Below are 26,579 nucleotides of genomic sequence, written 5' to 3'. Positions count from 1 at the left end.
GGATGGGAGAGTCTCGCCTGTGCGCGATGCTGCCAGCTCAGGGATTGCGGGTTTCGCCCTCTTCTGTGGGCGGCTCGGTCTCGCTGGGAGCGCTGGTTTCTGGGGCTTGATTGGTTTGCTCTTGGGCGTCGTTTTCGGTTTTCTTTTGCCGAGCCGCCAAGATTTCTTGGGCTTTGGCCTGCATTTTGAGGTGTCGCTCGACGCCTTCGTAGGCGTAGCGGTTGTAGCCGTTCTCCTGGATGAGCTGCTCGAGGTAGCGGACGCGATCGCGGCTGACCGGGTGGCTCGACAGCCAGGGGAAGGGGGTGCCTTTTTCTTGGGTGGCCAGGGACACCATCAAGTTGCGCATGCCGTCGGCGGCGTAGCCTGTGGAGGCCAGCATCCGAGTACCCAGAATGTCGGCTTGGCGCTCCATGTCGCGGCTGTAGTCTAGGACGATCAGGTTCGCAATGGTGCCGCCGAGGGGCAGGTACTGGACGATGTTGGCAGTGAGGTTGCCGCTGGTCACGAGCTGGAAGCCGTGGGACAGGACCGCGTGGGACATTTCGTGGGCCATGAGACCGGCCAGCTCGGCTTCAGAGCGCGTTTCGGCGATCGCCCCCAGATTGACAAAGATCTTGCCGCCGGGCAGCGCAAAGGCGTTTAGGCCTTCGTCCATCACCACATAAAACTCGTACTCAAAGTCCTTGCGCCCTGCCACCTGGGCAAAGCGCTGGCCGAGCTCGCTGATGTAGGCGACGATTTCAGGGTCATCAACCAGCTCGACTTGTCGCTTGATCGACTCGGAGGCCCGCTCGCCGACCCCCGACTCGCCCTGGAGCATGAGGGCGGTGGACTCGATGGCCGAAATGGGGCCAAACAGGCTGCCGGTCAGGGCATAGCCCAGGGCGCCGGTGACCACGTTGGCGATGGTGTTGCCGGTGAGCTCTCGCTTTAGCCACGACCGAAACTTTTGGAGATTGTCGTCGGCGACCTCTTCGAAAGCAGCGGCTTCAGGATGGGTGGGGTTGAGCAGCGCAAACTGCCGTGCTGCTAGGGAGGCGTCGAGCCATTTTTTCTGAGATGCCAGCAGGGCGATTTTGGCTTTTAGCAGGTCGGGTTGGTCTGGATAGAGGGCCGTTGCGCGCTCCAAGACGGCCAAGGCCTCCTCTGGGCGATCGCGGGACTCGAGCACCTCGGCGTAGAGCAGCTGGCCCGGCACAAAGGCCGGAGACTCCTCAACCAGCAGACTCAGCGGGATCATCGTGGCGTCGGCGAGCCCTTTTTCGTAGCCAGCTTGGGCCTCGCGCCAGTAGACGCGCCCTGCGGGCGACAGCGCCTCCGGATCGGTGATGGCTTCGGTCCGGGTGCTGGCCTCCTGCTCGTTTTCAAAAGGCGGTTTGGCGGCCCGATAGCGCTTTTCGGCTTCGGCGATTTGGCCGCCGAGATAGAGGCGATCGCCCTCAATGAGCATCTGCTGACGGACCAGGGCCTGGGGGTCGAGATCATCGAGATCTTCGAGATTGTCAGCGCTGCTGTCGGTGGGTTGAGAGCCCTCGACGGAATTCTCGGACGCGTCGCCAGCGGGCGGTTCTGCGGAAACGGGCGGTTCTGTGGGGTCCGCAGACGCAGCGGGCTGGTCGGCGGGCGCGGCTTCGGGCAGGGGCTCCGGACTGGGAGGAGCTTCGGGTAAGTCTTCCGGTACGGCGTCCTGGGCGATCGCCGGTTCCGGGCTAGCTGCCGTCGCTGGCTCTTCTAATGTTGTCCCTTCTAAAGAGTTGGGCTCTGCTGCGGGGGCAGGCAACTCCTCTACAACGGGTTCGCTGGGGTCTGCTAGCGTCTCTGTCGGCACCACAACCGCTGTGGGGTCCGGTTCCGGCGCGGGCTCTGCTGTCGAGATAGTCGGATCGAGCGGACTTTCTTTCTGGGCGATCGCCCCTGGGGCTGCCAGCAGCGCGCTCAAGAGAACCCCACTCCCCAACACCCAACGGACCAACAACGTTGATTTCATGGTTTCCACCCGCAAGGAATCTGTGACAGCAGTCGCCCTATGGCTTTTTCAGAAGACAGTGACTGAAATTTCGGAATTTGGCTCCCAAACGGTCCAACTTCGCGGCGCTCCAGCCCCCGTCTCCCGAAAATTCCCTGAATCTGGCCCTAGTTTCGTGCTAGCCACTTCTGGGCGTTTAGGCGCTGCGCCGTGTAGAGGACGAGCAGATCGAGGGTGACTTTGCGCTCGTCTCCCATAAAGTGCTCCAGGGTGCTGGGGTGGGAGCTGTTGTCTGCGCAGAAGAAAAACTTAGGCCCGTTGATGTCCTCTTTGATAAAGGCAATCCCAAAGAGACGCTGACCACCGGCAAACCGGCCGCGCACTTGCCAGCAGGTTTCTCCAGCGCTGGGCAGGGTCTCTTGGCTAAAGGTCAGCTCGAGATCACCAATGCCAGTGGCGGCGATCGCCTTTTGCAGCGCTGGCAGATACTCCTGCTGAATGAACTCCGCAAAGGGCTTGTCTTCGGGGGCGGGGGGTTTTTCCTTTTTGGCTTTGGGAGCCGCTTGCTCACCTTGTTGGGCAGCACCAGACGTTTCTGCTTGGGCCTGGGCTTCGGCGTTTTCTGGGGTTTCCCCGGCTTTGGCGGGGGCAGCTTTTCCGTTTGCCTTGCGATTCTCGTCTGCCATTGCTTCGGTTTGTCCTCGAATAATTCGGCTTGCAGCAGTATGTCCGGTCTGAAGTCCCTGTTGACCGGGCGGGAGATGCCCGCTACGAGACGCTAGAGCGTCGTCTGACTGGCTAAACGCGCGGCGGGCGATCGCCACGATCGCTGGGGATTCAGCCTTTGATAACCAGTCTACCTGTACCCAGACCACGGGATCTCAGCGTCCGCTTCAATGCCTCCGGCCAATGGGCCACTCGGGGGGCGATCGCCATACAAAAAAAGCCTGGCCAACGGCCAGGCAAAATAGCATTGTGTGACACCCAAACTTTTTGAGCGGTTAGCCTCCTGCCACCGCAGGAACGATGCTAACTTCGTCGCCATCCTTGAGCGGCGTTTCCGTCCCTTCCAGGAAGCGAATATCTTCGCTATTGACGTAGAAGTTCAGGAAACGGCGGGGCTTGCCCTCCTCATCGCAGAGGCGCGCTTTGATGCCAGGGCAAGACTGCTCCAGCGCTTCTAGCAGTTCTGCAACGCTAGCGCCACCACACTCTAGGGTGGCCTGGTTATTGGTGAATTTTTGCAGCGGGGTCGGGATAAGAACTTTAACGGCCATGGTTTATCAGAAATTCAGTCGCAATTGAAAGGGTAAAAACGGTGTGTCCAGAGAGCCAAGTTACACCAAAACTTGCTGCCACTCCAGGCGATCGAGGGTTTGAGCTCGCTCCAGCGCCCGCTCAAAGCTCTCGAGCTTCGGCTCGATGGTCAGCGGCTCGCCCACATAGCCCTGGACCGCTTCTTGGGTCTTGAGGCCATTGCCCGTGATGTAGACCACGGTGGTTTCGTCGGGGCTGATTTTGCCAGCTTCCACCAGCTTCTTGAGGGTTGCGATGGTGGTGCCGCCTGCCGTCTCGGTGAAGATACCCTCGGTCTCGGCCAAGAGCTTCATGCCCTCGATGATCTCGGCGTCGGTCACAGACTCGATGTTGCCGTTGGTCTTTTGGGCGATGTCCACTGCGTAGACGCCGTCTGCGGGGTTGCCGATGGCGATCGACTTTGCGATAGTGTTGGGCTTCACCGGCTTGATGAAGTCGCGGCCTTCCTGGAAGGCTTGGGCGATCGGCGAGCAGCCCTCGGCCTGAGCACCGCTAAAGCGCACGTGCTTGTCCTCGACCAGACCGACCTCCACAAATTCCCGGAAGCCCTTGTAGATCTTGGTGAACAGAGAGCCCGAAGCGAGGGGCGCCACGATGTGGTCGGGCAGTTCCCAGCCGAGCTGCTCAGCGACTTCGTAGCCCAGGGTCTTGGAGCCCTCGGAGTAGTAGGGGCGCAGGTTGATGTTGACGAAGCCCCATCCGTGGGTGTTGGCGACTTCGGAGCACAGGCGGTTCACCTGGTCGTAGTTGCCCTCGACGGCCATGACGGTGGGACCGTAGATCACGGTGCCCAGGACCTTACCGGCTTCGAGGTCGGCGGGAATGAAGACGCAGCACTCTAGGCCTGCGTGGGCTGCGATCGCCGCTGTAGAGTTGGCGAGGTTGCCCGTGCTAGCGCAGGAAACCGTGCTGAAACCCAGTTCCCGAGCTCGGGTCAGGGCCACGGAGACCACCCGATCCTTGAAGCTCAAGGTGGGCATGTTGACCGCGTCGTTCTTGATGTAAAGCTTTTTGAGACCCAACCGGCGCGCGAGGCGATTGGCTTGGAGCAGGGGCGTCATGCCGGTGCCCACGTCGATGGGAGTGTCGGTCTCGACGGGCAGAAATGCACGGTAGCGCCAGATGGAGTTGGGGCCGGCTTGGATGCTTTCGCGGCTGACGAGGCTACGAATGGCGTTGTAGTCGTAAGCGACTTCCAAGGGACCGAAACACTGCTCACAAACGTGAATTGCCTGGGGCTCATACTCAGCGCCGCACTCTTTGCACTTGAGGCCGGAGAAGGTAGCGGTCCGGGTTTGAGCTTGACGATCGGCTGTTTGGGTCATGTCACAAATGCTCCTGAAGCGGGGAGAAAAAGCGGTCTTGGGTCCAATGCTTAGCGGATGGTAGCACGGGCAAATCGGGCCGTCAAATAAACCCGATTTTTTTAGTCGGGATTTATTGATTCAAATCGCTCCAATCGCTGAAACCCTTGCTGGCAGGCGATCGCAGCCTTTGGTTTCCTCGGGAGAATTTTGACTTTGGGGGCCGATCAGCTCCTGGCTGTGTCCTGCGCCTCAAAATTTCTTAAAAAATTCCGCTGATTTTCTCGTAGAAAAAAGGCGATCGCCAACGCGATCGCCCGAAAACTCCCTTGAACTGAGGATTTCGCGATAGGGGAGAAACCCTAGACGTAGACGAACTGGTTGCTGTTGGTTAGATCAAGGTTGGTGATGCTGACATTGTCCAAGATGGCGACCAGCTCGTCGTTGGAGCCGCGCTCTAGGTAGAGGCCAGTGCCGGGGCCTAGGGTCTTGAGGGTGTAGTCGGTGGCGACGCCTTGGAGCTGGATCTTGTCGGTGCCGCTGAACTCGAAGTCGGCAACGATCGCGTAGTCGGTGTCCGTGGTGTCGAACTCATCGGCGCTGCTGCCGTCGTCGTAGTACTTCACGCCGATGTTGCCGAGGTAAAAGCGATCGCTGCCCGCGCCGCCGGTGAGCCGATCCAGTTCACCGACTCCTGCGCCGGTTTCGTCGGCTCCCTGGAGCGAATCGTCTCCGCTGCCGCCGGTGAGCCAGTCGTTATCCAAGCCGCCGAAGAGGAAGTCCTGGCCGTCGCCGCCGTCGAGGGTGTCGCGACCCGCGAAGCCGCGAAGCGTGTTGTCGCGGAGGTTGCCTGTGATGCTGTTGTTGAGGGCGTTGCCGCTGCCGAGGGTGGCGGTGGTGCCGATGAGAATGAGATTTTCGACGTTGCTGCTCAGGCTGTGGTTGACGGTCGATCGCACGGTATCGTTGCCTGCATCAGCGGCCTCGACCACTACATCGCCATCGTTGTCGAGGTAGTAGAGGTCGTCGCCCGCGCCACCGATCAGGGAGTCAGCGCCCAGACCGCCATCGAGGGTGTCATTGCCCAGGCCGCCGTTGAGGGTGTCGTTGCCAGCGAGGCCAAACAGAGAGTCATTGCCGCCGAGGCCTTGCAGGGTGTTGTTGAGGGCGTTGCCGACGATGCGGTTACTAAGGTCGTTGCCGTTGCCGAGGGTGGCGATCGCCCCGGTGAGCTCCAGATTCTCGACGTTGCTGCCCAGGGTGTAGTTGATGCTGGCGCGCACGGTGTCCGTTGTGCCTTGGCCCAGGGCTTCGACCACGCGATCGCCCACATCATCCACGATGTAGAGGTCGTTGTCGGCGCCGCCGATCAGGGTGTCGCTGCCGAGGCCGCCACTCAGCGTGTCGTTGCCGATGCTGCCCTCTAGGATGTCGTTGCCGCTGTCACCAAAGAGGATGTCGGCGCCGTCATAGCCCCGCAGGGTGTTGTTGAAGGCGTTGCCGGTGATGATGTTGTTGAGGGCGTTGCCGTTGCCGACGGTGGCGGTGCCGTGGAGCTGTAGATTTTCGACGTGGGTTTCGAGGGTGTAGTTGATGAAGGCGCGGACGGTGTCGGTGCCGCCGTCTAGGAGCTCCAAAACGCGATCGCCTACGGTATCAACAAAGTAAAAGTCGTTGCCCAGGCCGCCAAACATCGTATCGATGCCCAGGCCGCCGTCGAGGGTATCGTTGCCAGCGAGGGCTCGGAGGGTGTCATTGCCGCCGAGGCCCCGCAGGGTGTTGTTGAGGTCACTGCCGGTGATGCTGTTGTTGAGGGTGTTGCCGCTGCCGAGGGCGGCGGTGCCGTAGAGAACGAGGTTCTCGACATTGGCTGCGAGGACATGGTTGATCGAGGCGCGGACGGTGTCGGTGCCGCTGTTGAGGCTCTCTACAACGCGATCGCCCACGTTGTCGACGTAGTAGAGATCGTTGCCGAGGCCGCCGTACAGGATGTCTGTGCCGAGGCCCCCATCGATGAAGTCGTTGCCGCCTTCGCCAAAGATGGTGTCGTTGCCGACGAACCCGCGCAGGGTGTTGTTGAGGGCGTTGCCGACGATGCGGTTGTTGAGGGTGTTGCCGTCGCCGATGATGGCGGAGCCATAGAGGACGAGGTTTTCGAGGTGGTTGCCCAGGGCGTAGTTGAGGTAGGCGTAGACGGTATCGGTGCCTGCGTTGGCGGATTCTAGGGGGCGATCGCCCAGGTTATCCACGACATAGATGTCGTTGCCGAGGCCGCCGTACATCGTGTCTGCGCCGAGTCCGCCGTCGATGAAGTCGTTGCCTCCCAGAGCCGAAAACCAGTCGTTCCCGGCCAGGCCGCGCAGGGTGTTGTTGCCGTTGTGGCCAAAGATGTAGTTGTTGAGGGCGTTGCCGGTCCCGACCAGGGCCGTATCCAAGAGCGTCAGATTTTCGACGTTGTCGGCGAGGGCATAGTTAATGGAGGAGCGGACGGTGTCGGTGCCGCTGCCGATGGCCTCGATCACGCGATCGCCCGCATTGTCGACAGTGTAGGTGTCATTGCCCAGCCCCCCGTCCATGAAATCAGCGCCCAGCCCCCCATTCAAGGCGTCGTCGCCAGCTAGGCCGTAGAGGAGGTCGTTGCCCGCGAGGCCAGAGAGGATATTGTTGAGGGCGTTGCCGGTGATCCGGTTGTTGAGATCATTGCCCAGACCATTGCTGGCGGGGGCATACAGCTCGAGGTTCTCGACGTTGGCTTCGAGGGTGTAGTTGATGAAGGCGCGGACGGTGTCCGTGCCCTGGCCGAGGCCCTCAAAAACGCGATCGCCCACGTTGTCAACAATGTAGAAGTCGTCCCCAACGCCGCCGTACATCGAGTCTGCGCCGACACCCCCGTCTAGGACGTCGTTGCCGTCCAGCGCGACCAGGATGTCGTTGCCTCCTAATCCCGATAGGCGATTGTTCGTGGCGTTGCCGTTGAGGAGGTTGTTGAGGCTGTTGCCCTGGGCGATCGCGGCGGTGCCAACCAGCAGGAGATTTTCCAGGTGGTCGCCGAGGGTGTAGTTGACGAAGGCGCGGACGGTGTCGGTGCCCTGGCCGAGGCCCTCAAAAACGCGATCGCCCGCATTGTCAACGATGTAGGAGTCATTGCCGAGGCCGCCATACATCGAGTCTGCGCCGACGCCGCCATTGAGAATGTCGTTACCGGCTAGGCCTTGCAGCACGTTGTTGGCGCTGTTGCCGATGATGATGTTGTTGAGGTCGTTGCCGATGCCGCTGGTGGCCGTGCTGTAGAGCTCCAGGTGCTCGACGTTGCTGGTGAGGCTGTAGTTGACGAGGGACCGGACGGTGTCGGTGCCCTGGCCCGGGTTCTCAAAGACGCCGTCCCCCACGTTGTCAACGATGTACACATCGTCGCCAACGCCGCCGTACATCGAGTCTGCGCCGACGCCCCCGTCGAGGACGTCGTTGCCTTCGAGGCCCAGCAGGAAGTCATTGCCGGCTTGGCCATAGAAGACGTTGTTGAGGTTGTTGCCCAGGAGGACGTTGCTGAGGCTGTTGCCAATCCCCAGCGTTGCCGCACCGAGCAGGGTCAGGTTTTCGAGGTGGTCGCCGAGGGTGTAGTTGATGCTGGCGCGGACGGTGTCGGTGCCTGCATTGGCGGCTTCTAGGGGGCGATCGCCCGCGTTCTCCACGACGTAGGTGTCGTTGCCGAGGCCGCCATACATCGTATCGGCGCCGGTGCCCCCGTCTAGCCAGTCGTTGCCGTCCCAGCCGTCGAGCAGGTCATTTTCGGAGCCCCCGGACAGCGCGTCGTTGCCCGAGCCGCCGCTCAGATAGTCAGCGCCAAAGCTGCCGTAGAGCGTGTCATCCCCGGACCCTCCGTACAGATCATCGTTGTCGCCGTCGCCGTAGAGGACGTCATTTCCGCCGAGCCCGTACAGCAGATCGTTGCCGCCAAAGCCCTCCAGGATGTCGTTGTTGTTGGTTCCAAACAGAGTGTCATTTCCAAATGTGCCGGCCATCAGGTGTTTTCCTTGGGCGATTTGCGAATATACACAGCAGCAAGACAGAGATCTCGGTTGACCCGGCGATCGCCAGAACGAAGCATTTGGGGGTGACCCCGCCGAGATTTGCTGGATGGGAATTCACGAAAATTCCGCTGGGTTACGCAAAAAGATAGGCGGCTGGAGTCGTCCTTGGGACAATTCGCAATCTAAAGTTTTAATATCCCGATCCAAAGAAAAATCAATGAAAAAGGGCTAGCCCTTGGGAGGAATAGCCCTTGCAGTGAGAGGGTTAAAGGTGCCGTGTGCCTGAGATCAATCGGTGAACGCGATCGCCGCTTGAGAAGGGGACGAAACTAGACGTAGACGAACTGGTTAGCGTTATTGAGGTTGAGGTTCGCAACGCTCACGTTTTCGACGATGCCGATCAGCTCGTCGTTGAGGCCACGCTCGATGTAGATGCCGGTGCCCGTGCCGATGGCGCCCAAGGTGTACTGGGTGTTGGAGCCTTGGAGCTGGATCTTGTCGGTGCCGTTGAACTCGAAGTCGGTGATGATGGCGTAGTCGCTGCCCACGGCGCCGCCGTCGTAGTACTTCTTGCCGACGGTGCCGAGCTCGAAGCGATCGCTGCCGCCGCCACCAGTTAGGCGATCGAGCTCGCCCACGCCCGGCGCTGCTTCTGCGGCGTTGACGCCTCGCAGGGTGTCGTTGCCCAGGCCGCCGGTGAGGCTGTCGCTGCCTTCCCCACCTACCAGGAAGTTGCTGGCGCTGTTGCCGGTGATGCTGTTGTTGAGCGTGTTGCCGATGCCGTAGTAGGCAGTGCCGGTCAGAATCAGGTTCTCAACATGAACGCCCAGGCTGTGGCTGATGCTGGAGACAACGGTGTCGGTGCCTTGGCCTGCGTACTCAATGGTGCGATCGCCCACGTTATCGACATAGTAGACATCATTGCCGAGGCCGCCGTACATAGTGTCGACGCCCACGCCTCCGTCCATGACGTCGTTGCCGCCGAGGCCATACATCAGGTCGTCGCCAGCATAACCCCGCAGGGTGTTGTTGAGGGCATTGCCGGTGATGCGGTTGCTGAGGGCGTTGCCGTTACCGACGACCGCGGCGCCGTAGAGCTCGAGGTTCTCAACGTTGGCTTCGAGGGTGTGGCTGATGGTGGCACGGACGGTGTCGGTGCCTTGGCCAGCGTACTCAATGGTGCGATCGCCCACGTTATCGACGTAGTAAATGTCATTGCCGAGGCCACCGTACATGGTGTCTGCGCCCGCCGCACCATTGATGAAGTTGCTGACGCTGTTACCAACGATGACGTTGTTGAGGGTGTTGCCGGTGCCGCTGATGGCAGTACCGGTCAAGGTCAGGTTCTCGACGTTGACTTCGAGGGTGTGATTGACGCTGGAGATGACTCGGTCGACGCCTTGGCCGGCGTACTCAATGGTGCGATCGCCCATGCTATCGACGTAGTAGAGATCATTTCCAATGCCGCCGTACATGGTGTCGATGCCGGTGCCTCCATCCATGACGTCGTTGCCGCCGAGGCCGTACATCAGGTCGTTGCCAACATAACCTCGCAGGGTGTTGCTGAGACCATTGCCGGTGATGCGGTTGCTGAGGGCGTTGCCGTTGCCGACGATGGCGGTGCCGTAGAGCTCGAGGTTCTCGATGTTGGCCTCGAGGGTGTGGCTGATGGTGGAGCGAACGGTGTCGATGCCCTGGCCTACGTACTCAATGGTGCGATCGCCCACGTTATCGACGTAGTAAATGTCATTTCCAATGCCACCGTACATGGTGTCTGCGCCCGCCGCCCCATTAATGAAGTTGCTGGTGCTGTTGCCGACGATGATGTTGTTGAGGGTGTTGCCGATGCCGTAGTAGGCGGAGCCCGTCAGGGTCAGATTCTCGACGTTGACTTCGAGGGTGTGGCTGATGCTGGCGATGGTGCGATCGGTGCCCTGGCCCGCGTACTCAATGGTGCGATCGCCCACGGTGTCGACGTAATAGACATCGTTGTTGAGGCCGCCGTACATCGTATCGACGCCCACGCCGCCGTCCATGATGTCATTGCCGCCGAGGCCGAACATCACGTCGTTGCCCGCCAAGCCGCGCAGGACATTGCTAGAAGCGTTGCCGGTGATGCGGTTGTTGAGGGCGTTGCCGGTGCCGTTGACCGCGGTGCCGTAGAGCTCAAGGTTCTCGACATTATCCGTCAGAGAGTAGCCAATGGTAGAGCGAACCGTGTCAGTCCCCTGATTCAAAAATTCAAAAACGCGATCGCCAACGTTATCAACATAGTAGATGTCATTTTCGGTGCCGCCGTACATAGTGTCTGCACCGGTACCGCCATCGATAAAATCGTTTCCGCCAAAGCCATAAATTAGGTCATTGCCCTCATAACCCCGCAGGGTATTGCTAACAGCATTACCCAAAATAACGTTGTTGAGGCTATTACCATTGCCAGTGATCGCGGCGCCTAGCAGGGTCAAATTTTCGAGGTTGCTGCCCAGGGTATAGCTAATCGATGAGCGGACCGTATCTATCCCCTGATTAAGGAACTCAAAAACGCGATCGCCGACGTTATCAACCACATAAGTATCGTTGCCGACGCCGCCGTACATGGTGTCTGCTTCGGTGCCACCATCTAGATAATCGTTGCCCTCATCTCCATACAAAATATCCAGGCCACTGCCGCCATAGAGGCTATCGTTGCCTGAAATTCCGTTATAAACCAGCAGTGAATTATAGGGAGAAAAGGGAGGACGGCGATCGCCATAAATGACGTCATTGCCAGCTAGGCCAAACAGGCTATCGCTGCCCCCTCGGCCATAAATAAAATCGGTAAAACTAGTGCCAAGGCGAGTGTCATTACCGATTGTTCCAACAATAGTAGCCATTTGGTCTCTCCTTCTGGTCGTAGGTCTCGCAAGAAATGCGCAGCAAAACCTTTGGCATCACCGATTACGAAAGGGGTTAACGCAAGAAGCTTTTGCGCTATTTCGTAACCGTATGTCCTAAGGGATTACCTGGATGAGGGATTCACCTAGGCCGAAATCATTTGCGGAAAAACTCTGAATTTTCTTGCGGATTCTTTTTGATTAACCCTGAAAAGAATTGATTTACCTAGAAATCAAGTACGGAGAATTCAAGAGATAGTTTGTGAAGCTTTTAAATAAATTCGTAAAGTTGAGATTAAAAATATTTTTAACTCAAGAATAATAACTAAAAACGAAGGATCAAAAGCCCAGTGATTAGGCTTCCTAAAGTTCCGAGGGCGATCGCGGGCACAGGCCTCTAGCCGCCGCTAACAGGGGGAATCAGGACGACTTCGTCGCCAGCTTGCAGCGGCGTGTCTGCGTCCACAAACTGGTAGTTGATGCCAAATCGGGTCACGTCGCGCCACTGGGCCAGCTCGGGGTGGGCCTGCAACAGGCGATCGCGCACCGCAGCCACTGGCGTGCCAGCGGGAAACTCGAGGGTTAGCTCAGGAACGCCGTAGGCTTCCTGGTAAGCAGCGAAGAGTTTGACCGTGACTTGAATGATTTCTTGGGACATGGTGACTGAGAAAGGGGCGATCGCAAGATGAGCGGCCGGTGGCTGGCCAGAAGGATGAGGCTCTGGCTTGGCTTTCCAATTGTCCTATGTCTGGTGCTGGGCGATCGCGCCTAAAATCTCTTTTGTGGGCGCCGCTCGATGGCCCCTAGAGGTTCTTCAAAATTTCTTCTAAAAATTTTTACCTAACGTTTGGGGCTGCCCAACGTTGCGTCTTGGTTTTGCGATTTGGCTAATCTCGGTCTCACGACGCTTCGTGCATCAGGTGCATTTTCCGAAAAGCGGTCTCAAACTGCTCGGCTGACAGGGGCTTGCTGACCAGGTAGCCCTGCATTTCATCGCAGTGATGCTGATGCAGAAAGGCGCGCTCTGCCTCCGTTTCCACCCCTTCGGCGACCACCCGCAAATCCAGACCGTGGGCCATCTGAATAATGGCGATCGCGATCGCGCTGTTCTTGCTGTCAGACGCAATGCCCCGGACAAAGCACCGGTCGATCTTGAGGCAGTGAAACGAAAACTCTTTGAGATAGTTCAAAGACGAATAGCCCGTCCCAAAATCATCGATCGAAATCTGGAGGCCCAGGTCCGTGAGCTGATTGAGCTTAGCCAGCGTCGCCTCCACATCCTGCACAATGATGCTTTCGGTCAGCTCCAGCTCCAGATACTCCGGTGCGATGTCGGCTTGGCGAATAATGTGGTCAATACGCTGGCACAGGCCCGCTTCGCTGAGCTGGCGTCCCGAGAGATTGACCGCTAGCTGCAGCGGCGGGTATCCAGCATCCTGCCAGCGCCTGGCCTGCTGACACACCGTTTGGAGCACCCACTCGCCAATGGGGACGATCAGGCCATTTGCCTCGGCCAGCGGAATAAACTGGGTGGGCGAAACAAAGCCGTAGTCCGGATGGGGCCAGCGCAGCAGAGCCTCTGCTCCCACGACCTGGCCGGTCCGCAGATTCACCCTCGGCTGGTAATACACCTCGAACTGGTCGCGCTCGAGGGCGTAGCGCAGATCCGTTTCCAGCATGAAGTCACTAAAGGATCGAGCATTCATCCCCGGCTGGTAAATCTCCCAGCCGTCGCCGCCCCGCTGCTTGACCTGATTCATGGCGGCGTTGGCGCACTGGATGAGGTTGTCGAGCTGAGCGCCGTGCTGGGAGTAAAACGCGATACCGATGCTGCTGGTGATGAAGAGTTCGCGGTTGCCGATGAAAAAAGGTTTGGCGGTGGCATCGACTAGGTCTTTGGCGAGGGCTTCGGTGCTGGGGCGATCGCGCTGTAGCAAGATAGCGAACTTGTCGGCGGTGAGGTGCCCCAGGATGGCGCTGCTTTCGAGGTGGGAGGCGAGGCGATCGCCCACGGCCTTGATGAGCAGATCGCCGCAGCTGTGGCCCAGCGTTTCATTGATGCGGCTCAGGCGATCGAGCCCAATCACCATAATCCCGATTCGCTGGTCGCAGAGGGGTGAAGCAACTTGCTCAAAGTGTTCCTGTAGCAAGAGCCGATTGGGGAGGTTAGTCAGGCTATCGTAGTAGACCAGGTGATTGAGCCGCTCCTCCGCCTGCCGTAGCTGCGTGCCATAGCGCTCGGCCAGCATCTCCTGCTTGCGGAGCCGAACGGCGATCGCCCGGAGAAGCTCTTTGGGTGTGCAGGGTTTGGTCAGGTAGTCATCGGCACCCAGCTCCATACCCAGGCGCAGATCCGCCATGTCAGCCTTGGCCGTCATAAAAATGAACGGAATCGTGGCGGTCGAAGCGTTGCGCCGCAAGACTTCAAGTACGCCATAGCCATCTAGGTGCGGCATGATCACATCGCAAAGGATCAGGTCCGGCGACTCCTGAAAGGCAATCTGGACGCCCATTTGCCCATTCGCTGCACCCAGAACGTCAAACCCCTCTGCTTCTAGGAGCTCTAGAACGTTGTCTCGAACGTCCTGTTCATCTTCGATCACGAGAATTTTGGTCATAAGGCTAACCTAATAGTCCGATCGCCGCCCATAAGGCATAGGGGCATTGCGCGGAGAGGGCGTTTCACGTGGGGCCTAAAAATTAGGTGGACAGGACGAACACAAAGGCTTCATTTTCAAGAAAAGCATCAGGGCAGTCCGCGCCGCTGCGATGCTTTTGGGGGGCTGAGGATGGCTGAGCGATCGCCCCGCTTTTGGCAAACGAACCGGATAGTACAGACCCGATGGCGAAGACTGTCCTTGATAGGCCCGAATGGAGTAAGCCCTGACTAAGTGCAGTTTAAAAAGGGGATCAAGACCATAATCTGAGCTTTTCAGTTGTTCAATGTATCTAAAACAACAGAGTATCGCTGATTAAAAGGTGTCAATAGAAAATTGCCCATAAGGGCGCTGCAAAAAACGTCAAAAAATCCTCAGAGCGTTTGGGTAGGCAGCAAGATCCCCAGCGCAGAGGACAGCCTGCGCAAGGCGATCGCCGCTCAAAGACAAAGTGAAAAGCGGGGCTTCTGTCGCTCATCATGACCCATTCCAAAAGCCCATTCAATTGCCAACTTTACGGATAAAACTGAAGCCTGACATCGGCAAACCCTCGCAGATTCCGCAGAAAACCTACGCCGGTAAGGAAATCTCAGGGATTCTTCAACTTGTCTTTATTTTTTTCGAATGGTTGCCATAGGCCAGCGCCCTGCCACCGGCATTCGCCAGCCTGTTCCAAAGGCGCGATCGGTGATTTTCAGGCCCGGCGGCGCTTGTCGGCGCTTGAATTCGGCGCGCGATACCAGCTGTAGAACGCGCTGCACAGTGGCTGCGTCGTGGCCTGCGCCAATGATGTCGTCGATTCCTTGATGCTGATGGATGAGGCGATGGAGGATGTCATCGAGGATCTCGTAGTCAGGCAGCGAGTCTTGGTCCCGCTGGTCGGGCTTGAGCTCGGCGCTGGGCGCTTTGGTGAGGACGCGGCTGGGGATCACGTCGCCGAGGGGCGTTGAGCTGTTGCCGAGGCACCGCTGGACGGTGTTGCGCCAGTAGCACAGGGAGTAAACGCGGGTCTTGGGGACGTCGGCGATCGCCGCTAGGCCGCCATTCATATCGCCGTACAGGGTGCAGTAGCCCACGGCCATTTCGGATTTGTTGCCGGTGGAGAGCAGCAGGTGGCCAAACTTGTTGGCGATCGCCATTAGCAGGTTGCCGCGAATCCGCGACTGGATGTTTTCCTCCGTGATATCCGGCGGGCGATCGCCAAACAGCGGCGCTAGAACCTGGTCATAGTCGCTCATCAGCGGCGCGATGGGCAGCATCTGAGTGGGGATGCCGAGGCGCTGGGCCAGATCGAGGGCGTCGGCAATGGATGCTTCGGAGGTGTAGGGCGACGGCATCAGCACGCCGAGGACATTCTGGGGACCGAGGGCTTCGGCGGCGATCGCCGCCACCAGGGTCGAATCGATACCGCCGCTCAGGCCGATCACCACGTTTGAAAAGCCGCACTTGCGGGCGTAGTCGCCCACCCCCAGCACTAGCGCCGACCAGATTTCCTCGTCCTCCGTCTCCGGCAAAGGGGCGATCGCCCCCGGCTTCCAGTCGTGCTGGTCGCGATCGTAGGCCAGGATTTGCAAATCCGCCCCAAAGCTCCGGGCGCGGCACACGACGTCTCCCTGCCGATTCACCGCCACGCTGTTGCCATCAAAAATCAAATCATCATTGCCGCCCACCTGATTGACATACACCACTGGCTGGCGATACCGACAGGCGCTGTGGCGCAGCATGGCCTCGCGCAGGCGCTGCTTGCCCACCGTGTAGGGCGACGCCGACAGATTCACGATCAAGTCCACCGACTGCTGAGCCAGGTCCGCGATCGGGTTGACCGGGTAGCTGCGCCGCCCCCAAAACTCCTCATCATTCCACAGGTCCTCGCAGATCGTGACCCCAATGCGCAAATCACCCAGCTGGAAAAAGTTGCTCTGCAAGCCCGGCTCAAAGTAGCGCTGCTCATCGAAAACGTCATAGGTCGGCAGCAGCCGCTTGTGAAAATACGTCTGAACCGTCCCTCCGTGCAGCAGGGCCATGCTGTTGAAGACCGGCTTGCCGCCCTTGTCCTGGGCGCGGGGATTGGGTCGAGCTGTGCCCACCAGCACCGTGATCTCCGGGGGCAGCTCAGCGGCCAGCGCCTCCAGAGCCTCGTCCATCCGCGCCAAAAACCCCGGATTCATCAGCAAATCTCGCGGCGGATACCCGCACAAAGACAGCTCCGGCGTCAGCAGCAGCCGGGCACCCTGGGCCGCTGCTGCCCGGGCCGCCGCCAAAATCTGGGCCTGATTGCCGTCGAGGTCGCCAATGGTGGGGTTGAGTTGCGCAATGCCAATCAAAAGCGGTGCAGAGGCAGCGTTCATTGTGGGTGAGGGAGGGGGGTGAAGAAACAGGGCGATCTAGAGGCTAGATAAACACCAGGGGCTTGTCTTTGAGCGGCGCAAAGGCCTCCGGATCAAAGCGGTAGAGGCTGGCGGGCCGGCCCGCGCCTCGCGTCACCTTCGAGCCTGTATCCGCCAAAAAGCCCAGCTTGAGAAGGCGAGCGCGAAAATTGGAGTAGTCCGAGAAATTTTCGCCCAAAACCGTGGTGTACAGCTGGTAGAGGTCGCCCAGGGTAAACTGCTCCGGCAGCACCTCAAAGGCGACGGGGCTGTATTCTAGCTTGTTGCGCAGGCGCTCGTAGCCGTATTCCAAGATGCGGTTGTGGTCAAAGGCAAGCTGGGGCACCTGGGCCAGGGGATACCAGGCGATGCCGCTGACCCCGTCGGCGATCAGCTCCGCCTCATCAAAGCGGACCAAGGCAAAGTAGCTCACCGACAGGTAGCGCACGCCATAGCTGTCGCTGCTTTCTCGCGGATCTCGACCCGGCCCCCCGAAGGTGTAGAGCTGCTCTAGGTACAGGCTCTGGACCCGAATTTTTTCCGACAGGACGCGGTAGGCGGCGGCTTCAAGGGTTTCGCCCTGGCGCACGAGGGTGCCGGGCAAGCTCCAGAAGCCGCCGTAGGGCTCGTCTTGGCGCATGACCAGCAGCACCAGCAGCCGATTTTGGGCGGTGTCCACCGAGAAGATGACGTTGTCCACGCCCACCTTGAAGTCTGCAAGGGCTGGTTTGCTGATCAAGCTTGCCGTCTGTTTGGAGCCGCGTTCTGACATGCGTAGAGTTGTTCGCGATGAATATAGTCTTCGACAGGGGCCGTGAGGATGGCCTGGTCTCCGCCTTCTCGGTAGGCGCTGGAGGAGACATTGGGGACGCTCAGATCGGCGATCGCCACCCGAGCCCCCAGGCGGCGCAGCTGCTCGATGTCCTGAGGCTGGAGGGTGTAGCCCGGTCGGGGAACCACCAAAAGGCTCACTTGCTCGAACAGCTCGTCGATGCGGTACCAGCGGGGCAGCTGGCTCACGAGGTCCGCCCCGATCACCAGCGTGAACTCGGCAGCGCTGCCCCAGCGGCGGCGCGCGTGCTCAACGGTGGTCAGGGTGCGGGGGTGGCTGAGGTCGGCGTAGTAGTGGATGTTGGTGCAGGGCGGCTCGATGTCATCGATGAGCAGCTGGAGCATGGCGGCTCGGTGCTGGAGGGGCGTCTGGTGGGACTTGAATGGGTTGTCCGAGGCCCAGACGGCGACTTGGTCGAAGGTGCGGGCGAGCCAGCGCAGGATGGCCTGGTGACCGGCGGTGGGGGGGTCGGCACTGGTACCAAAAAGGGCGACGTGGACCATAGTTCAGGGAGGGTTTTGCCAGAAAAGAGGGACGAAAATTAATGAAGCGATATTGCTAAGTGTAGGACGGTTGCCGGTGGTGTTGGGTGCGCTGGGTCAGGGTTTGGAGCGGTTCCGAAATCTCGACGGTAGCGGTGGCCGGGGCGGTGATTTGGCGCAGGCTCTGGGGCAGGCGATCGACGCTCTCGGCGGTGCGGCGGGCGATCGCCTCTAGGGAGTCGTGGGGGCCGAGGCGCTGGCCACCAACCATCACGGGCTCTAGCAGGGGCTGCTCAGCGGCGGCGGGGAGCTCGGTGCTCAGGCCCAGGCGATCGCCCTGCCACTGGCCGGCTTCGTCGTAGCGCCGGAAGATCTGCTTGCGGCCAGGGTAGGTGAGCTTCTGGCGCGACTCCTTCATGACCGGAATGCCGTCAATTTCCACCAGCTTGTAGACGCCATTCACCGGCTGCCCGGTCACCAGGCGGGTGCCCACGCCGTAGCCGTCGATGGCGGCGCCGTGCTGACGCAGCCGCTGAATCTCCCACTCGTCCAGGTCGCCGCTGACGAAAATCTGGGTATCGGGCAGGAGCGATCGCACGGTTTGGGACAGGCTGACCAAGTCCCCAGAGTCGAGGCGGACCCCGTTGACCACGGTTCTTCCTTGGCGCTGCTGCTGGGCGAGGCGCTGGGCCGCCTCCACGGTGTCGTAGGTGTCGATGAGCAAAGTAGCGCCCGGAAAGTAGCGATGAAAAGCCTCAAAAGCAGCGTCCTCACCGGACTCTAGAGCCCCGATCGCCATGACCAGAGAATGGGCCATGGTGCCGCTGGGTTTGTGGCCCAGTTTCAGGGCTGCCAAAACATTGGACGTGGCGTCTAGGCCAGCGGCGATCGCCGCTCGCGCCGCCCACAGCGCCGCTTGGGGACCAAAGGCCCGCCGCGACCCAAACTCCAGCAGCGCCGCCTCGGGGCCTGCCACATCCCGCAGGCGCGCCGCGCGGGTGGCCACCAGGGTTTGATAGTTCAGCGTACACAGCAGGTAGGTTTCCACCAGCTGGGCCTGCCAGAGGGGCGCCTCAATGCGCAGCATGGGCTCATTGGCAAAGACCACGCTCCCCTCGGGCACCGCCCACACATCCCCGCTAAAGCGGGCCGCTCGGAGCTGCTCCCAAAAGGCTGCTGGCGCCTGCTCAAAAATGCCGGTGGCCTGCAAGGCCGCGATCTGCTCCTCGCCAAACTGGAGCTGCTGCAAATATTCCAGCGCCTGGGTCAGGCCCATAGCCACCAGATAGCCATAGTTCTCGGGCAGCTGCCGCGTAAACAGCTCAAAGCTGGCCCGCCGCTGGTCGAGCCCTTCGCCCACGTAGCAGGCGCTCATGGTGAGCTCGTAGAGGTCCGTCAACAGACCGTAATTTTCGGGAGTCAGCGTCAATTCGGGATCTAACATGGAAGCCTCGCCAAATGACAGAGCGTGCGGGACACCCAGAGGAATCGAACGGGGTCGATCCACTGTGAGAAGGGAGCTTCGAAGCGATCGCTCCGGTGATGGTTCTTCTCGATAGCTCAATTATAGTGCTTTTTACCAAAATTAAGCTAGAGGTTTTTCGTAAAAAACCAAATTAATCGCGGCAGTTTTTAAGATTTTCCGGCGATCGCCCGTTTTTCAGCCCTTTCGAGCCAAGTGATTAATGGTTTATCAAGCCAAAATGCTGTGACTAATCCTAGCGCGATCGCCGCCTGCTGCCGACCGACTCCAGGTCCAGTGCTGTGATCAAACCACGGGAGCATTGGCCCGTCTGCTCAGCCCAAACCCTTTGAAGGCGCTCGGCCCTAGGGCGCAGGGCGTCCCAGGGAAAACGCATCAAACTTGATCACCGGGCTGTCTGGCCGCAGCGTGTCGAAGCGATAGCTGCTGATTGTCCCTGTCGCCGTCTCGAAGACGCTGAAAACCGTGATGTGGTTGCTGGCGATGTAGGGCTGGGGCTGGCCCTGGGCGTCGAGCAGTGGCGCGATCGTGGGCATCACGGGCGCGAGGCCGTTGGGGTTGCCGGTGGCCGCGTAGGAGACGCTGTGATCCGTCGGTACCGGGCGTCGCAGGTCGCCCACATAGGCCCCGTAGGAGTTACCGACATTGGACGTTTCGAGGAAGTGCAAGCCGCGATCGCTCCTAAAGCGGTTCCACAGGTGGGAGTGCCCGTAAAACACCAGATCGGTTCCTGCCTCCTCCAGCAGCGGCACCAAATCCCGAATCAAGTAGTCCCGCTCGGGCGGGTATTCGTAGCGGATCGCCGTCAGCGCGCCATCGGTGGCGTACTGCCGGACGGCGACGGGGTCGGTGAAGGGCGGCACCGAGTTTTCGCCCAGGGAATGGGGCGGATGGTGCAGCATGACGACCCTGTAGCGGGCCTGCTGAAACTCTGGGCTGGCGAGCTCGGTCTGGAGCCAGCGGTACTGGGGGCTGCCTGCGCTGATCGGCTCAAAGATATGCTGGCCGTGGCCCCACTGCTGCGGGTTCTCGAGGTCCTGGGTGCGCTCCTGGTAGCGGCCTCGGATGGTGGGCTCGCGGCTGGGCGATCGCCAAATTTGGGTCACGTAGAGCACCACCAAGCGCACACTGCCAAAGGTGACGGCGTAGTAGCGCTGGTCCCCGGAGGGGCTGCGGGGCAGCGTAAAAATTTCCTCGTAGGTTTTGGTGTTAAACGACTGATTTTCAAGCCAGCGATCGCGCTCTGCCGGATCGGCGAAATCCATCGGCTCTGCCTGGGCAGCAGCGATCGCCCGGGGCACCGGATCGGCAAACTGGCTATTCAGGCTGCGATCGCCGCTAAAGCGCCCCATCACCTCGTGGTTGCCGATCGCCGCGTAGAGCGGCGCCGACTGGATCAGCGCTCCGCCCCGATAGGTCACCGCGCGATCGCCCTCCCCCACGGAGTAGTGCGCGCGCCCCTGCAAAACCGGAAAAAAAGCGTTGCCCCGCCGGTCGTCAAACCACTCCGAAGCCCGATCCGGCACATTCACCAAATCCCCCGCAAACCACACCGCGTCCACGGGGCCAACCGTTTCCACTACCTTCTGCGCGTTGGCCGCCGTCATCGGCTTGAGCTGGTGGTCAGACGTGAGCAAAATCTTGAGCGGCGCCTCTGGCCGAGGCAGCGGCCCCAAAGCAAACACCTCGCTACGGGCCGTCTGGCCATCTTGGTGGACGCTGACCACGCGATAGGGTACCCGCTCCCCCGCCCTCAGGCCCGTAATGGTCGCCTCATGCCGCCAGATCGCTCGAGGCACCGGCTGCCCGTTGAGAGGCAGGGTCAGGTTTTGGACAGAAATCTGAGAATTTTGGTCTTCGCGGGTGCGGCTGAGGCGGCGGGTGTGAGCGATCGCAACCTGCCCGAGATCGGGACCGTAGTGGACTTCGTGGCGCTCGCCCTCAAACTCTGTGAACCACACCACCCGCACACCATCGGCGGTCGGCAGCTGCAAAAATGGGTCGCTCAAAAGCTCCGGAGACGGCTGAGGTGGCATAGAAGAAACCGCAGATGCGAAAAACAGCGTGCCGAGAAAAATCAATCCCAACAAAATTGCTGATTGATCTTGCCGCGATCGCTGCCCCAAAAGCCGCTTCATGCGTTGCCCAATAAGGGTTCTAGCGCCAGCACATTAGCGCCAAGGGCGGCCTGATGCCCATCACTTTCCGAAATCCTGCACCCTATCTAGCCAAATGAGCATCAGGCGAATGTCACTTGTTTCTTTAAAATAGAAGCAGACAGACTCAATCACTGCCCCAGCGCTCCCACCGGAGTCTGGGGTTTTCTTGTGCCGACAAGTTGGCTCTCAGAGCGCTTTTCAGCGTGCTGGTCGCTCCATTAAGCCACGAAAGGACCCCAAAGACAAGTCCTTTTTTGAGAATCTCACCTCACCTTTTTGAGGCGCTGAGTTGGGCCTCTTGGGCAGCCCTGCCGTGCGATCGCACCCCCTGCCACTCCTGCTGATGGCTGGCGGTGGCATCCTTACCCTACTAAGGATGCCCCTCAATGTCCGTCCTATGCCTCAGCGCAAACAAAATCAATCAAACAAAGATCAGGTCGAGAAAACTTTGCGCCGACTCGGCTTTTCCCACAATCTCCCCAGCAGGTTTCCAAAACTTAAGAAACTGAGGAAACTACTGCCAAGTGCGGGCATCCTAGTACACAGAGGTCACGCCCAAAATTGGCAATTCCTATGAAACCCTTTCCCTTGTTTGTTGCCCTTGCGGTGGCGCTGGTGGCTGCTGGTTGCGAAAACGATCGGGTGAAGCAACTGCTCTCCACCAAGCAGTGCCGAGACTGCAAGCTCGTCAAGGTGGACTTGAGCAGTGCCGACTTAGCAAAGGCTGACCTCAGCGGAGCCGATCTGACGGGAGCGAACCTGACCGGTGCCGACCTCAGCGGGGCTGACCTGACCGGGGCGATCTTGAGCGGCGCAAATCTCAAGCGGGCCAAGCTGCGGGATGCCACGCTGCGAGAGGCCTATTTCTTCCAAGCGCGATTTGAGGGGGCCGACCTGGAAGGGGCCAAAATGGACCGGACCATTTTGCCGAACGGCAGCGTTAGCCAAGTGACGACGATTTCGAGCAAGACGCCAGAAACAAAGCCGTCAGATCCGAAACTGCTGTGGCAAATGGCCTCGGGCCAACAAGAAGAAGACAAAAAATAGGGGCCAGCGGGCTGCATCGATCATTGCTGGCGGCGATCGCCCCTTGGTTGGCTCGGAGTCTGGACTCCGGTCGGGCGGCGGCGGTGCGCTGTGTCACAGATCATCGTCAAAGATCTTGGAATTCGGTAGGGTTGGTTGTCCGAAGAACCCAGCGATCGCCTTGATGTTGACACAGTGTGCTGACTGCGGCAGCGGGCGCTGCTCCGGAGCCAAAGTCACGGCGATCGCGTCGCAGACGCCTTCGTTGCAGGATGCGCCGCTGCTGAGCTTCCATCTCAAAAACTGGGCCAGTGCGGAGCACAGCGAAGGAAAAGGCGGCTCAAAAATCGCGGATTTTTGGGAAAGCGCTTGAGGGTTTGAGGCAATCTCACAGGGATCAAGGGTGAACTACCGCTCTGAATCGAGGCTGGGGTAATGGAGAGTGCAAATCGACAGGAGCACCAAGACTGCTCTGAGTCCGCGCTGATGCCGCTTCAGCAGGTGCTCGATCGGACTCGGGAGGCGATCGCCTGGATCGATCGCGCGGGGATGCTGCGGGGGAGTAATGCCGCCTTTCGGGATTTGCTGCCTGGGGCGATCGCCCCCGAGGGCCAGCGCCTCCAGGAGCTGTTGCCCCTGAGCCGCTTCGGCCAGCCCCTGCTCGACGATCACCCGGTGGCTCTAGCGCTCAACGGCTGCAGCGCCGGCTGCGATCGCTACGAATGGCAGCGGGCAGACGGCCTGCGCTGCCTCGAAATCGAGTGGTCGCCGCTGCCTGGAGAATCAGATCTCGTGCTCGTCATCGTGCGGGACTGGACGGAGCAGATGCGGCTGCGGGCGCGGCTCGACACCCTCGAAGCGAGGCTCCACTACGACGCGCGCCATGACCCCCTGACAGGGCTGCCCAATCGTCGCCATCTGCTAGAGATTTTGCACCGCGTTTGTGGGCTGCTGCGAACCGCTGAGAGGCAGACGATCGCCCTGCTAGTGCTGGATGTCGATCGCTTTCGGGTGATCAATGACAGCCTGGGCTATGGCCTGGGAGACGATCTGCTGCGGGCGATCGCCCAGCGCCTGATCGACAGCGTCCAGCCCCACGACGTGGTGGCGCGCCTGGGCGGCGATGAGTTTGGTCTGCTGCTCACTGAGGTCGCGGATGTGGCCGACGCCACGAACGCTGCGACCCAGGTTCTGCAAGCGCTGGCCCAGCCCCTGCGCCTGGGTGAGCATGAGCTGTTTGTGACGGCCAGCGTGGGCATCGTCATGGTCCGCCCCGACTATCACAATCTCGAAGAAATCGTCCGCGACGCGGGCCTAGCGATGCGCCGCGCCAAGCAGGCTGGGCGATCGCGCTATGTCGTGTTTGAGCCCAGCCTCCACGTGCGGGCGATCGCCCAGCTGCACCTCGAAACCGACCTGCGACGCGCCCTCGACCAGGAGGAGCTGTTTTTGCAGTATCAGCCCATCGTCACCCTGGGCAACGAGTATCTGGTCGGCTTCGAGGCCCTAGTGCGCTGGCGCCATCCCCAGCACGGCCTGATCTCGCCCGCCGAATTTATTCCGCTGGCCGAAGAAACTGGCCTGATCATCCCCATCGGTCAGTGGGTCCTGCGCGAAGCCTGCCAGCAGCTGCGCCGCTGGCAAGACCAGTTTCCCGAGTCCCAGCTCCTGATGAGCGTGAATCTCTCGGGCCGCCAGTTTTCTCAGCAGGACCTGCTGGAGCAAATCGAAGCCATTTTGCAAGAAACCCAGCTTGACGCCAGCAGCCTCAAGCTCGAAATTACCGAGAGCGTGCTGATGGACAACGCCGAATCGGCGGCCCTCCTGCTGCGCAAGCTCCAAGAGCGCGGCATCAAGCTCTCTATTGATGATTTTGGCACCGGCTACTCGTCCCTGAGCTACCTGCACCAGCTGCCCATCGACACCCTCAAAATCGATCGCTCCTTTGTCAAAAGCATCGACAGCGACGGCGAAAAGCTGGAGCTGGTGCGCACCATTGTCACCCTGGCCTGGCACCTGGGCATGGACATCATCGCTGAGGGCGTCGAAACCCCCAAGCAGCTCGCTCAGCTGCGATCGCTCAACTGCGAAGCCGCCCAGGGCTACCTGTTCTCCGCGCCCCTCGATGCGGCCATAGCCCAAGACTTCATCGAAGAGCGCCACCAGGCCCACCGCACCGTCTCCAAAACCCAAACGCGCCGCTAATCCCGCTCCCTGCCCTAGCCCTAAAAAATCCCCTCGCTGATACCAGCAAGGGGGAAAGCTAGGGAGTTTGTCGGGAGGAAAATCTCAGTTGCAGCTTCTAGAAGCTTCTCTAGGGCGATCGCCTCACCCTAGAACCGCCTAGAACCACTCCGCGTGGAACGTGCCAGGCTTGTCCGTGCGCTCGAAGGTATGCGCCCCGAAGTAGTCGCGCTGGGCCTGGGTGAGATTTTGGGGCAGGCGATCGCGGCGATAGCTGTCGAAATAGTCCAGAGACGCGCTGAAGGCCGGCACCGGAATCCCTAGCCGCGCCGCCACCGCCAACACCTCGCGCCAAGCTTCCTGGCGATCGAGAATCGTCTGGCGAAACTCCGGCGCGAGCAGCAGATTCGGCAGTGCCGGATCGTCCTTGAAAGCTGCCTTGATCTTGTCTAGGAAGCCAGCCCGGATGATGCAGCCGCCCTTCCAGATCCGAGCAATCTCGCTCAGGTTCAGGTCGTAGCCGAATTCCTGAGACGCCTTGCCCATCAGCGCCATGCCTTGGGCATAGGAGCAAATCTTGGAGCAGTAGAGGGCGTCGCGCACTTTGTCCACAAAGCCTGACATGTCGCCGTCGTACTTGCCCGTCGGCCCTGACAGCACTTTGGAGGCGGCCACCCGCTCGCCCTTGATCGCCGACATGATTCGCGCATTCACCGCCGCCGTGATCGTGGGGATCGACACGCCCAGCTCGAGGGCGCTCTGGACGGTCCAGCGGCCGGTGCCCTTTTGGCCCGCCTGGTCTAGGATCACGTCCACCAGCGGCAGCTGGGTGTCGGGATCAATGTGGTTAAAGATATTGGCCGTAATCTCGATCAAGAAGGAGTTCAGCTCGTCGGTCTGGTTCCATTCGCCAAAGACCCGATGAAGCTGGGTGTGATCCAGGCCCGCCGCATTCTTGAGCAGGTCGTAGGCTTCGGCGATCAGCTGCATGTCGCCATACTCGATGCCGTTGTGGACCATCTTGACGTAGTGGCCGGCGCCCTTGGGACCGATGTAGGTGACGCAGGGGCCGTCGTCGACCTGGGCCGCGATTTTCCGGACGATGGGCTCGATGGTTTCGTAGGCGCCTCGGCTGCCGCCGGGCATCAGGCTGGGGCCGTTGAGGGCTCCCTCTTCGCCGCCGCTGACTCCCATGCCGATGAACTGAAGCTGGGCGGCTTCGAGGTCGGCTACGCGCCGGTCGGTGTCTTCGTAGAGGGAGTTGCCGCCATCGATGATCATGTCGCCGGGCTCAAGAAGGGGCTTGAGCTGGTCGATAACGGCGTCGACGGGCTTGCCAGCCTTCACCATGATCAGGATGCGCCGAGGCCGCTCTAGGGAGCTGACGAACTCTTCGATGGAGTAGGTGGGTTTGATGTTTTTGCCTTGCGCCCGATTCGCCATGAAGGCTTCTGTCTTTTCGCTCGTGCGGTTGTACACTGCCACCGAGAAGCCGTTGCGCTCTACGTTCAGCGCCAGGTTTTCTCCCATGACAGCGAGACCGATGAGACCAAAGCTCTGCTGTGCCATAACGTCTTTGCTAATTCTGCGTGGGCTGGGAACCGTGAAGTCACCTACAGGTTAGCTCGATCCCCCAAAGTTGATTTGGAAGAAGAAATTAATTCCCGAGGATTCCTGAATTTTTGGCAAGTATTTGCTCTGAAGAATTCAGGGGTTTTGTAACGAAACTGCTATGAATCCTCAAAAATATTCACGTTTTGGCTGGATGCGGGGTGGGCGATCGCACCTTGGAAGCTTGGGGTCTTCTGGGGCCTTCTGGGGCTTCGCGGAGGGCGATCGCAGCGAAAATTGTTGAAAAGACAGCGCTCAGAGGGCCGGGATTCGATTTCAATAGAA

The 26,579-nt window shown here is 60.0% G+C and carries 17 protein-coding genes; 3 read left to right on the top strand and 14 right to left on the bottom strand.

Annotated elements, in window-relative coordinates:
* Nucleotides 1–37: 37 nt before the first annotated feature.
* From GEI7407_RS14325 to GEI7407_RS14265, 13 genes are all read right to left on the bottom strand, one after another.
* Nucleotides 38–1,990, bottom strand: coding sequence for a M48 family metalloprotease (locus GEI7407_RS14325; protein ID WP_015172916.1), 1,953 nt, complete (start codon nt 1,988–1,990; stop codon nt 38–40).
* A gap of 146 nt (nt 1,991–2,136) precedes the next feature.
* Complete coding sequence (locus GEI7407_RS14320; RefSeq protein ID WP_223294433.1) at nt 2,137–2,844, bottom strand: DUF2996 domain-containing protein; 708 nt, start codon at nt 2,842–2,844, stop codon at nt 2,137–2,139.
* A gap of 126 nt (nt 2,845–2,970) precedes the next feature.
* The gene (locus GEI7407_RS14315; protein ID WP_015172914.1) at nt 2,971–3,246 is read right to left on the bottom strand and encodes a MoaD/ThiS family protein; all 276 of its coding nucleotides are present in this window, start codon (nt 3,244–3,246) and stop codon (nt 2,971–2,973) included.
* Between the two features lie 60 nt (nt 3,247–3,306).
* Nucleotides 3,307–4,611 carry a threonine synthase gene (gene thrC / locus GEI7407_RS14310; RefSeq protein WP_015172913.1) on the bottom strand — a complete coding sequence of 435 codons (1,305 nt, stop codon included), beginning with the start codon at nt 4,609–4,611 and terminating at the stop codon, nt 3,307–3,309.
* Between the two features lie 341 nt (nt 4,612–4,952).
* On the bottom strand, nt 4,953–8,612 hold the full coding sequence (locus GEI7407_RS21145) for a calcium-binding protein (protein ID WP_015172912.1): 3,660 nt from the start codon (nt 8,610–8,612) through the stop codon (nt 4,953–4,955).
* A 338-nt stretch (nt 8,613–8,950) separates the two neighbouring features.
* On the bottom strand, nt 8,951–11,494 hold the full coding sequence (locus GEI7407_RS14300) for a calcium-binding protein (protein ID WP_015172911.1): 2,544 nt from the start codon (nt 11,492–11,494) through the stop codon (nt 8,951–8,953).
* A 397-nt stretch (nt 11,495–11,891) separates the two neighbouring features.
* Nucleotides 11,892–12,152: a MoaD/ThiS family protein gene (locus GEI7407_RS14295; protein WP_015172910.1), complete on the bottom strand. Its 261-nt coding sequence runs from the start codon at nt 12,150–12,152 to the stop codon at nt 11,892–11,894.
* A 241-nt stretch (nt 12,153–12,393) separates the two neighbouring features.
* Nucleotides 12,394–14,112, bottom strand: coding sequence for a GGDEF domain-containing response regulator (locus GEI7407_RS14290; protein ID WP_015172909.1), 1,719 nt, complete (start codon nt 14,110–14,112; stop codon nt 12,394–12,396).
* Nucleotides 14,113–14,762: 650 nt separating this feature from the next.
* Entirely contained in the window at nt 14,763–16,499 is a 1,737-nt protein-coding gene (locus GEI7407_RS14285) for an NAD+ synthase (RefSeq protein WP_015172908.1), read from the bottom strand.
* Nucleotides 16,500–16,542: 43 nt separating this feature from the next.
* Nucleotides 16,543–17,289: an NrtR DNA-binding winged helix domain-containing protein gene (locus GEI7407_RS14280; RefSeq protein WP_015172907.1), complete on the bottom strand. Its 747-nt coding sequence runs from the start codon at nt 17,287–17,289 to the stop codon at nt 16,543–16,545.
* On the bottom strand, nt 17,253–17,852 hold the full coding sequence (locus tag GEI7407_RS14275) for a nicotinate-nucleotide adenylyltransferase (RefSeq protein ID WP_015172906.1): 600 nt from the start codon (nt 17,850–17,852) through the stop codon (nt 17,253–17,255). The genes GEI7407_RS14280 and GEI7407_RS14275 overlap by 37 nt, the downstream gene beginning before the upstream one ends.
* Nucleotides 17,853–17,907: 55 nt before the next feature.
* Nucleotides 17,908–19,275, bottom strand: coding sequence for a nicotinate phosphoribosyltransferase (locus tag GEI7407_RS14270; RefSeq protein WP_015172905.1), 1,368 nt, complete (start codon nt 19,273–19,275; stop codon nt 17,908–17,910).
* A 383-nt stretch (nt 19,276–19,658) separates the two neighbouring features.
* Nucleotides 19,659–21,350: a metallophosphoesterase gene (locus GEI7407_RS14265; RefSeq protein WP_015172904.1), complete on the bottom strand. Its 1,692-nt coding sequence runs from the start codon at nt 21,348–21,350 to the stop codon at nt 19,659–19,661.
* Nucleotides 21,351–22,046: 696 nt separating this feature from the next.
* Here GEI7407_RS14265 and GEI7407_RS14260 point away from each other — a divergent pair.
* From GEI7407_RS14260 to GEI7407_RS14255, 3 genes are all read left to right on the top strand, one after another.
* Complete coding sequence (locus GEI7407_RS14260; RefSeq protein WP_015172903.1) at nt 22,047–22,520, top strand: pentapeptide repeat-containing protein; 474 nt, start codon at nt 22,047–22,049, stop codon at nt 22,518–22,520.
* A 163-nt stretch (nt 22,521–22,683) separates the two neighbouring features.
* A complete protein-coding gene (locus GEI7407_RS21140) occupies nt 22,684–22,872 on the top strand; it encodes a hypothetical protein (protein WP_150109798.1) in 189 nt (62 codons plus the stop codon).
* A 62-nt stretch (nt 22,873–22,934) separates the two neighbouring features.
* On the top strand, nt 22,935–24,704 hold the full coding sequence (locus tag GEI7407_RS14255) for a bifunctional diguanylate cyclase/phosphodiesterase (RefSeq protein ID WP_015172902.1): 1,770 nt from the start codon (nt 22,935–22,937) through the stop codon (nt 24,702–24,704).
* Nucleotides 24,705–24,842: 138 nt separating this feature from the next.
* Here the strand turns inward: GEI7407_RS14255 and gndA are convergent, their stop codons facing one another.
* A complete protein-coding gene (gene gndA, locus GEI7407_RS14250; protein ID WP_015172901.1) occupies nt 24,843–26,252 on the bottom strand; it encodes an NADP-dependent phosphogluconate dehydrogenase in 1,410 nt (469 codons plus the stop codon).
* Between the last annotated feature and the right edge of the window lie 327 nt (nt 26,253–26,579).

Source organism: Geitlerinema sp. PCC 7407, from assembly GCF_000317045.1.
Taxonomy (GTDB): domain Bacteria; phylum Cyanobacteriota; class Cyanobacteriia; order PCC-7407; family PCC-7407; genus PCC-7407.
The sequence above is the reverse complement of the archived record's forward strand: the minus strand, read 5'-3'. Positions and strand labels throughout refer to the sequence as shown.

What these genes read in the sequence shown, in the direction of transcription:
- GEI7407_RS14325 (WP_015172916.1), bottom strand. Translation starts at nt 1,990, where the DNA reads ATGAAATCAACGTTGTTGGTCCGTTGGGTGTTGGGGAGTGGGGTTCTC.
- GEI7407_RS14315 (WP_015172914.1), bottom strand. Translation starts at nt 3,246, where the DNA reads ATGGCCGTTAAAGTTCTTATCCCGACCCCGCTGCAAAAATTCACCAAT.
- thrC (WP_015172913.1), bottom strand. Translation starts at nt 4,611, where the DNA reads ATGACCCAAACAGCCGATCGTCAAGCTCAAACCCGGACCGCTACCTTC.
- GEI7407_RS21145 (WP_015172912.1), bottom strand. Translation starts at nt 8,612, where the DNA reads ATGGCCGGCACATTTGGAAATGACACTCTGTTTGGAACCAACAACAAC.
- GEI7407_RS14300 (WP_015172911.1), bottom strand. Translation starts at nt 11,494, where the DNA reads ATGGCTACTATTGTTGGAACAATCGGTAATGACACTCGCCTTGGCACT.
- GEI7407_RS14295 (WP_015172910.1), bottom strand. Translation starts at nt 12,152, where the DNA reads ATGTCCCAAGAAATCATTCAAGTCACGGTCAAACTCTTCGCTGCTTAC.
- GEI7407_RS14290 (WP_015172909.1), bottom strand. Translation starts at nt 14,112, where the DNA reads ATGACCAAAATTCTCGTGATCGAAGATGAACAGGACGTTCGAGACAAC.
- GEI7407_RS14285 (WP_015172908.1), bottom strand. Translation starts at nt 16,499, where the DNA reads ATGAACGCTGCCTCTGCACCGCTTTTGATTGGCATTGCGCAACTCAAC.
- GEI7407_RS14280 (WP_015172907.1), bottom strand. Translation starts at nt 17,289, where the DNA reads ATGTCAGAACGCGGCTCCAAACAGACGGCAAGCTTGATCAGCAAACCA.
- GEI7407_RS14275 (WP_015172906.1), bottom strand. Translation starts at nt 17,852, where the DNA reads ATGGTCCACGTCGCCCTTTTTGGTACCAGTGCCGACCCCCCCACCGCC.
- GEI7407_RS14270 (WP_015172905.1), bottom strand. Translation starts at nt 19,275, where the DNA reads ATGTTAGATCCCGAATTGACGCTGACTCCCGAAAATTACGGTCTGTTG.
- GEI7407_RS14265 (WP_015172904.1), bottom strand. Translation starts at nt 21,350, where the DNA reads ATGCCACCTCAGCCGTCTCCGGAGCTTTTGAGCGACCCATTTTTGCAG.
- GEI7407_RS14260 (WP_015172903.1), top strand. Translation starts at nt 22,047, where the DNA reads ATGAAACCCTTTCCCTTGTTTGTTGCCCTTGCGGTGGCGCTGGTGGCT.
- GEI7407_RS21140 (WP_150109798.1), top strand. Translation starts at nt 22,684, where the DNA reads ATGTTGACACAGTGTGCTGACTGCGGCAGCGGGCGCTGCTCCGGAGCC.
- GEI7407_RS14255 (WP_015172902.1), top strand. Translation starts at nt 22,935, where the DNA reads ATGGAGAGTGCAAATCGACAGGAGCACCAAGACTGCTCTGAGTCCGCG.
- gndA (WP_015172901.1), bottom strand. Translation starts at nt 26,252, where the DNA reads ATGGCACAGCAGAGCTTTGGTCTCATCGGTCTCGCTGTCATGGGAGAA.